This window comes from bacterium endosymbiont of Bathymodiolus sp. 5 South (assembly GCF_900128535.1).
In the GTDB taxonomy this organism is placed as follows: domain Bacteria; phylum Pseudomonadota; class Gammaproteobacteria; order PS1; family Pseudothioglobaceae; genus Thiodubiliella.
In genome coordinates this window covers 1-8,487 of sequence record NZ_FQTR01000083.1, presented here as the reverse complement: position 1 = coordinate 8,487, position 8,487 = coordinate 1, and the positions used below count along the sequence as shown (strand labels likewise).

General features: G+C 37.1%; 6 protein-coding genes. 3 read left to right on the top strand and 3 right to left on the bottom strand.

Translation table 11 applies throughout. The features are described from left to right. Positions 1–122: 122 nt before the first annotated feature. Together BBROOKSOX_RS07715 and nrdA are read right to left on the bottom strand one after the other, a co-directional pair. The gene (locus BBROOKSOX_RS07715) at positions 123–959 is read right to left on the bottom strand and encodes a haloacid dehalogenase-like hydrolase (protein ID WP_139660658.1); all 837 of its coding nucleotides are present in this window, start codon (positions 957–959) and stop codon (positions 123–125) included. 9 nt (positions 960–968) lie between these two features. After that, entirely contained in the window at positions 969–3,248 is a 2,280-nt protein-coding gene (nrdA, locus tag BBROOKSOX_RS07710; protein ID WP_139660655.1) for a class 1a ribonucleoside-diphosphate reductase subunit alpha, read from the bottom strand. A gap of 853 nt (positions 3,249–4,101) precedes the next feature. On the opposite strand from nrdA, the gene BBROOKSOX_RS07705 reads away from it, so the two are divergent. The 3 genes from BBROOKSOX_RS07705 to BBROOKSOX_RS07695 are packed head-to-tail and all read left to right on the top strand — an operon-like array spanning position 4,102 to position 7,704. Beyond that, on the top strand, positions 4,102–6,354 hold the full coding sequence (locus BBROOKSOX_RS07705; RefSeq protein ID WP_218973713.1) for a pre-peptidase C-terminal domain-containing protein: 2,253 nt from the start codon (positions 4,102–4,104) through the stop codon (positions 6,352–6,354). A 2-nt stretch (positions 6,355–6,356) separates the two neighbouring features. Continuing rightward, on the top strand, positions 6,357–7,538 hold the full coding sequence (locus tag BBROOKSOX_RS07700) for a hypothetical protein (RefSeq protein WP_139660650.1): 1,182 nt from the start codon (positions 6,357–6,359) through the stop codon (positions 7,536–7,538). Continuing rightward, the gene (locus tag BBROOKSOX_RS07695; protein WP_139660647.1) at positions 7,486–7,704 is read left to right on the top strand and encodes a hypothetical protein; all 219 of its coding nucleotides are present in this window, start codon (positions 7,486–7,488) and stop codon (positions 7,702–7,704) included. The genes BBROOKSOX_RS07700 and BBROOKSOX_RS07695 overlap by 53 nt, the downstream gene beginning before the upstream one ends. Before the next feature lie 240 nt (positions 7,705–7,944). On the opposite strand, the gene BBROOKSOX_RS07690 is transcribed toward BBROOKSOX_RS07695, so the two are convergent. Further along, on the bottom strand, positions 7,945–8,487 hold a 543-nt coding region (locus BBROOKSOX_RS07690), incomplete at its 5' end, for a transposase (protein WP_139660645.1).

The window sequence follows — 8,487 nt, the reverse complement described above, 5'->3', positions numbered from 1 at the left end:
TTCAGGGTCAAATTTTTCGGCACTGTGTTTAACATTTTGCTTGAGTAATTCCCCTTCTGCATCGGTGAATTGACTCAGGGTTTTTAATAATTGTTCTAGTTGCTGGTTGAATTTCATAATAGTTACTCTGTATATTGTTTAACGCTGGCTTTTAAGGAGATTTGATCTAGGATGCTTTTAACGATTTGGTCTATTTCTGAGCCATTAGAATAATCGGCTTTGGCAATATAGTTTGCCCTGTTGTTTTGTAGCAATTCTTGTGCTTTTGTTTTTGCTCCTTTGGTGTTAGGCGGATATACGCCAATTGAAGTGCCACCTTGGTAATTGAGCATTTTCATCGCTGGAACATCGGTTGCACCATCGCCAATATAAATCATATTTTCAAACAAAATAGGGCGTTCTTTTGGTGGTGTGTATTCATTAATGCTGGAATTATCCCAAGCATTTTTGATGCCCTTGTTAATGCGAAATAAATATTGGGTTTTGGTGGTGTAATTAATGGCCAATGCTGGCCACTGTGCAACACCATCAACATTATATTTAAAGGATGAGGCAAAAATGGCCTCAAACTCCTTGGCAATGGAAGTGCCTTCAATCATTTCTTTGGTGCCTGAGGAGATAATATAATGCTCCAGTTTAATGCTTTTGTTTTTTGCGTATTCGTTAATGTTTGTAAAATATTGCTCAACGCCTGAAAAGTATTCAACAGTTTTTCCATGTTTCTTAAAGCTCTCTTTTTTACAACTTATCTCTTTTTCTTTGGCTTTCTTAATTAATAAAAACATATAGGATAAAATTTCATCCATTTCATTGTCTTTTGTTATTTTTTTGACCTCTTTCCAAAACGCCTCCTTATCCATACCTAACTCAGGAATAAAAGAGTTTTCTTGGATATTACCCTTGGCAAGCGTGCCATCAAAATCATAAGCAATAGCGACAGTTGTATATTTTTTAGACATGATGACCTCTTACAATTTGCATACGCCATCTGCACAAGCATTATCGTCTTCTTTTTCAGCTACGCCTTCTTCGCCGCTACCATCGCGGGTTGTGTGATAGTAAAGTGTTTTAACGCCGTATTTATAAGTTTTTAACAAGTCCATTAAGAACAACTTCATCGGTACCTTATTGCCTTTAAACAGCGAAGGGTCGTAATGTGTGTTGGCTGAGATGGCTTGGTCAACAAACTTTTGCATGATGGCGCATAACTGCAAATAACCCTCATTGTCTTTAATGTCCCATAGCAATTCGTATTGATTTTTGAGTTTTTCATACTCGGGTACGACTTGCTTTAACAAGCCATCTTTTGATTGCTTGGTGGTAACAAAGGCGCGTGGTGGCTCAATGCCGTTGGTAGAGTTTGAGATTTGTGATGAGCTTTCACAGGGCATTAATGCCGTTAGGGTTGAGTTTCTTAAACCATCTTTTTTGATATTTTTGCGCAGCCCATCCCAATCCAGGGTCAAGGCGGTATGACAAAAATCATTAATCTCTTTTTTAAAGGTGTCAATTGGCAGTATGCCTTTTGCATATTGTGTTTCATTAAACAATGGACAGCTGCCTTTTTCTTTGGCGAGTTTGTTAGAGGCTTTGAGTGCGTAGTATTGCAAGGCTTCAAAAGCTTGGTGAACCAAGTCATTACCCGAACCATCAGAGTATTTAGCACCATTTTTAGCCAAATAATAAGCCAAATTAGTCACACCAATGCCCAGTGTACGGCGATTCATACTGGCGATTTTTGCTGCTTTAATAGGGTAGTCTTGATAATCTAATAAAGAATCTAGCGCTCTAACAATAATCTCAGTAATCTCTTCAAGCTCGTCAATGGACTCTAAGGCACCCAAATTTACTGCTGAGAGCGTGCAAAGCGCCACTTCGCCTTCAGGGTCCTGAACAGAATAAAGAGGTTTGGTAGGTAAGGTAATCTCCATACAGAGGTTAGATTGACGAATAGGCGCAAGACTTGGGTCAAAAGCACCGTGCGTATTACAATGGTCAACATTTTGTACGTAAATGCGCCCTGTATTTGCACGCTCTTGCATAAAGGATGCAAACAGTTCGCGTGCTTTGAGTGTTTTCTTAATAATAGAGCTGTCTTGTTCGTAGCGTTCATATAGGCGCCTAAACTCATCTTGGTCTGCAAAGAATGCCTCATATAGGCCAGGTACTTCATGCGGTGAGAACAAGGTAATATCCCCATCTTCAATAAAGCGCTGATACATCAAGCCGTTGAATTGCACACCATAATCCAAATGACGCACTCGGTTTTCCTCGGTACCAGTATTGTTTTTAAGCACTAACAACTCTTTCACTTCAAGATGCCAAAATGGATAGAATAGGGTGGCTGCACCCCCACGCACCCCCCCTTGAGAGCAAGACTTAACGGCTGTATGAAAATGTTTGTAAAAAGGAATACAGCCCGTGTGCATGGCCTCACCACCACGAATAGGGCTACCTAATGCACGAATCTTACCCGCATTTACACCAATACCAGCTCGCTGAGAAACATACTTAACAATCGCCCCTGCTGCTGCACTGATTGAATCTAAATCATCATCTGCCTCAATCAATACACAAGAAGAGAATTGACGGGTTGGCGTGCGAACGCCTGCCATAATGGGTGTGGGCAAAGATATTTTAAAATTAGAAACTGCATCATAAAAACGCTTAACAATATCGAGTCGCACTTTGGGCTCGTATTCTTGGAACAAACATAGACCAACCAACATATACAATTGCTGTGGTGACTCGTAAATCTCGCCATTGGTACGGTTTTGCACCAAATATTTACCCTCAAGCTGCTTGACTGCTGCATAAGAGAATTTCATATCTCGTTCATGCTCGGTATAAGCATCCAGTTCTTCAATTTCTTGTTTGCTGTATTTGTCTAAGATATCTTTATCGTAAATACCTAGTGCTGTAAATTTACGCACATGCTCAAACAAGGGTGGCGGTGTAAAAGATTTAAACGATTTTTTACGCAAATGAAAAATAGCCAAACGCGCTGCTAAATATTGATAATCAGGCGTCTGTGTAGAAATCAGGTCAGCGGCTGATTTGATGATGGTTTCATGAATGTCCTCGGTCTTAATGCCATCAAAAAATGCCAAAGTTGCATTAATCTCAACTTGAGAAACACTGACCCCGATTAACCCTTGAGCGGCCCAATCAACAACACGATGAATTTTCTCCATATCAATCGCTTCTTTTTTGCCATTTCGCTTGGTAACTTGAATGTCTTTTTTCATTTTTCCTTTTTTCGATAAAACACTAGATATAGTGTTTTGAAATTAAATTGCAACTAAATATAGTGTGTTTTGCTACTTTTTGCAAGTTAATTTTTTATCAAAAATACAGTGAAATGGTTAAATGTTTTGCCACAAAAGGGATAGCGGGATTTTAAAAAAAAATTAATTTTTTGTAAATTTTAGAATCAAAACACAACCTGTAATGGTCTAGCAATCTTGGACACAAAGATAGCCTTAGAGACCTTTGCATAAATAGGGATGATTAGCAAAATCCAATTTTTGCCCAATTGGTGATTTCTTTAAACCTTGTCCTAGCAGGGCTAAGGCTGGGTTTAAAAAATCGCCAAGTGGGTGAAAAGTGGATTTCTGATGATTATTCCTATTTATGCAAAGGTCTCATTTAGTTGTAATTTTTTATAAAACCAGTCCTAGTACGGTTAATACAGGTTTTATAAAAATTTACAGATGGATGCCCCTTATGGCACCCCTTGAGGGGTAGGGGCAAAAGTTGGCTTTTAGTCAATATTTATGTTTAATGCAGTGGCTCACTATAGTTCTATTTTTAAGACCGTCTTTTTAGCTATTGAGTCCGTTAATAAGAAACGGACCCTGCTAATACGAAATTAAATAAATTCACAAGCAATAAATCAGTTTATAATCCTATTCATTAAAGACTGTTGAACAGAGTAATTCTATGTAAGGACTAATTGAAAGATTGTGCCTGATTTGTAACAGAGATGTTTACACATTTTAGTTTAAAAGCCTAACTGAATCGCTAACGAATCAGCTAAATTCAAGCATTAGGCGTTGTATTTATTACGCTTTATGATATTTTTAAGACTGGAGAAAAACATTGAAAACATTGAAATTATTAACACTTATTATCAGTTTTTATTTTGTATCATATGCCAATGCATCTAGTGTTTATTGCAATACTATTAACTACTGTCACAGAACTTGCGATAATGGCAATATAGACCTAGGCAGTCGGAATTATTATGGATGGCCTGGGTTACCTCCAATGCCAGCAAGCAGATGTCCTGAAGATCGAGCCCCATCTGTTAGTAGATTGTCATGTAAGGTTACAGGTAATTATTACCCTGGCGAACATACAGGTCCTGGTGCTGGTTCAGGTACTATAGGCGGTAAATATTATCATTGCCAATTTAATTGTAAGGATGGTCCAAAATCTCCCTGGCTTCACTGGAGTTATCCAGCACCTGCTAAATATTCAGATTTCTGCATTGATGCGCCAAAAGTGGTTGCTCCTAATATATCAAACTCAACCCCTAAAAACCTTGTTACTAATTTAGGCTCAACGATAAGCTGGCACCCAAATAATACAGGTGGCAGTGTTACTCATTATTCAATATCGCCATCTTTGCCCAGTGGACTTAGTTTTAATACTAGTAACGGCACTATCAGTGGCATACCAACCGTAGCAAATACCACTAATTATACAATTACTGCTTATAATGCTGGAGGATCCAGCAAAGTTGTGATTAATATCACAACAAAAAAACCTGTAAAACCTTTAAAAACTTTAACCTCTGGTGTACCAGAGTCCGACTCATTAGCGCGTAGAGAATGGCATTTTTACAAAATAAGTGTTGCAAAAAATGCAAAAGTAACAGTTGAATTAACCAATTTAACTGCTGATCTTGATTTATACGCCAATAAAGGCCAAAAACCAACAATTTCTAGTTTTGAGTGCAGGCCTTATAATCGTGGCACAAGTTTAGAAACTTGCACATTTGAATTTGATCGACCAGGTGTTGCATATATTAGTGTGTATGCTCATCACCCTGGTAGTTATAAAATTACTGCCACTATTGAAAAAGATATTATTCAGCAATTAACGCTAAATCAAGAAAAAAATGACTTCGTAACTAAAGGGCAGTGGAAATATTACAAACTAGACGCCACAACCAATGCAAAAGTTATTTTCCGTTTATTAAGTTTGTCAGGCGATGTTGATTTATACATCAAACAAAATGCCAAACCAGAAATAAATGACTATGATTGCAGACCTTACATTGATTATAAAAAGTTTGAATCTTGTGTTGCCGCCATTCATGGCACTATGTATATTGGTATTTATGGATATGTTGGTGGTAATTATAAATTACTCGCCAAAGAATCACCACCAAAAGCAGTGTTATTATTACATGGGTTGAACAGTGATGCTTCAACTTGGAATGCATTAAAAGACAAAGAATTCAATGATAAATGCACTACATTGCCATTAAGTGGTAGCATAGAAAATGCTAATAACAGAGGTGTAAGCTGTTTTGCACTTAATTTTGGTGGTTATGATAGATATGGACTAAAAGGTTTGGATAACATTTCATGTGATGTAGATATTGGCTGTCAAGGCGATTACTCAAGCTTCTCTCAACTTGGCCAAGAGGTAAATAACGCTATTACTACCATCAAACAATATTTGGGTAATCACACTGAAATCGTTTTACTCGGTCATAGTCGTGGTGGTTTGGCTGCCAGGTCATTTATGCAAGGTGGTTATGAAAATAAAAATAGCGTTTTATCAATGATAACCACAGGCACACCACACAAAGGCACGCCATTTGGTCGAATTTATGACTATTTGCAACAAAATTGTTTGCCAGAAAGCACTCATAAAAACGATAATGGTGATTGTGAGGATGATTGGGAAGCAGTTTATGTGATAGACAGTGATTTAGACATCAGAGTACCGAGCATCGGACTCCTGTCTGAGGATTCTACTGATATAACCACTCTAAAAAATAACATCAATAACCTTAATGATTATAACAAAACCCATGTTCAATTAATTTACCACAATAAAACATTTGGTGACGTCAGTCCGTTTTATAATCCCCTGCCATCTCAAGGTTGGTTTTTGGATCAGTTATCAGACAGGGCAGAAAGATTTATCTTAAATGGACAAAGTTTTGACCCGTTAAAGGGTGACGGCATTGTACCAAGTAGTAATCAAATGTTTAATGGCATTGGTAGAGATGTTAATAGTTATTATTACTCTGGTATAAGGCACGCTAAAGAGACAGGACAAACAAAACATTTAACAGAAGTATTGCACGAGATTTACAATAAATTAGGTTGGTAATTATGCAAAAAAATACAAAAATTATGATGGCAACAACGGCAATCTTAACAGTGTTAGGTGTGGGTATTTATTTATTGACACAGGAGGATTCTAATGCATTGGTTAAAACCAATAATATTGGGAACGATGCTATTATTAAAGATAACAGCAATCTAAAGAATATTGTCAGTAATAACAAAAACAAATCTTTAAAAAAAATCAAACAAAACGATTACTATAGTCACTATAATCCAAAATTGACTAATTTAGAAAATTGGAAACTTTGGCTAAATAATCTTAAAAATGGTGACTCATCTTATAATAATTTTGAAAAAAGAATTGCAGACATACTAAGAAGCCTTCCAGCTGGTGATAATATTTTTTATAGTGATATTTATGATTTATTTCTACACGACACACCATCTGGCCCAAAAAAACTCATTATTTCAATATTAGGCTCCGCTGCCACCAAAGAATCAGCAGAATTATTATACAAACTGATTGATGATGGTCTGTTGGAATCTGGTCATAAATATGGTTTTTCTAGCGTAGAACGCGCAGCCAGAGGAGCAATCCGCAGATTTGCAAACCAAAAATGGGTGTATGGCAAACCCAATCATCATGTCGCCAAGGTTATGGAAAAAAACTGGCAAGGGCTACAAAATATAATGCTCTATCACGCTACAGCAGATTCACTGGCTTATATTGGCGAAGACAGTTCGCTTGATTTATTCTTTGATGAATTTTTAAGTGTTACCGACCCTATTAAAATAAAAATACTCAATCAATCAGTAAAAAACTTTACTAGGGGACACAATAATCCGCAAATAAAAGACAAGTTAAAGCATCACCTAGGCAGTTTCAAAAAAAATGATGAAAGATCAAGAATACAAAGACAAGTTAGCGGTCTTTTATTAGCAACCACGGGTGATGCCAGAGACAAAGAAGCAGTTCTGCGTTGGGCACAAGAGGCCCCAGGCACAGACGCAGAACAAGCTAGAGAGTTTTTTATAGCAATGTTTGAATTTAATTACAATAGAAAAAATAGTAATTTAATTAGTAAACATATCAGCCGAGAAAGAATAAACTCCCCTTTAATAAGGCAAGTGATAGAAGAAGAAATTGTTAATGCTAATAATAGACAGCAAGCATATGAAGAAGAGATGCAAAGACAAGATCGGCTGTATAACAACAATTGGAAGTAAAAAACCAACAGTTTCTAGCTTTGAATACAGACCTTACACTGATTATAAAAAGTTTGAATCTTGTGTTGCCGCCATTCATGGCACTATGTATATTGGTATTTATGGATATGTTGGTGGCAGTTATAAATTACTCGGAGGGCGTAAATCAAACTGTGTAAATCCTTAAAAAGCATTTGACCTATAAAATCAAATGCATTAAAAATACAAGGAGAAACACAAATGAGTTTAATCAACCAAACAGAACTAAAAAGACAAATAAAATCAAGGGAATTTACCTCGCTTGACAACATTACAGATGAGTTTAAAAATATCTTATGAGAGGTTATTCAAACTGCCAGAGAAGAGGAATTGTCGAGTCATCTGGGTTATCAAAAGCACCAAATATCACCCAAAGACAACGGCAGCCCTAACATAGGTTCTGCGCTTTAATGCCATGAAGGCGATTGATGATTTTAATGGCAAGTTTGGCATCGGTGGGGCAGGTGATGTTTTTTTCTGATGCGGTGGTGTCAATCAATACGCTAGACTTTTGGGCTTGTTTACCATGCAAGGCGACACTGATTTTAAAGATAAGGTTAAAACCTTTAATACCGATGCGCTTTCTAAAGTGTACCAACTCGGTGGCATTACAAGGCATACCTGGCATATAGTTTGAGTAGCCACAGAAGTATTGGTAATAAGGGTTGCGCTTAAACTGCAAAACAACACGCTCATCAGAGAGGTTTTCTAGCTGTTTAAGCAAAAGCAAACCCACCATCAGCCTGATGGGTTTTGAGGGTCTGCCATTGTCTTGAGAGTAATGTTGCTCAAAGGCGTCATCAAAGACTGTCCAATTAATAGTGTTGGCTAGTTGTATTAAAGGGTCTTTGACATCTAATTGAGAAAAGAGCTCTGAATGAAAAAGATTTGATTGGGTGGATATTGGGCTGGATTTAGTTAACATTTTTTT

What these genes read in the sequence shown, in the direction of transcription:
- BBROOKSOX_RS07715 (WP_139660658.1), bottom strand. Translation starts at nt 959, where the DNA reads ATGTCTAAAAAATATACAACTGTCGCTATTGCTTATGATTTTGATGGC.
- nrdA (WP_139660655.1), bottom strand. Translation starts at nt 3,248, where the DNA reads ATGAAAAAAGACATTCAAGTTACCAAGCGAAATGGCAAAAAAGAAGCG.
- BBROOKSOX_RS07700 (WP_139660650.1), top strand. Translation starts at nt 6,357, where the DNA reads ATGCAAAAAAATACAAAAATTATGATGGCAACAACGGCAATCTTAACA.
- BBROOKSOX_RS07695 (WP_139660647.1), top strand. Translation starts at nt 7,486, where the DNA reads ATGAAGAAGAGATGCAAAGACAAGATCGGCTGTATAACAACAATTGGA.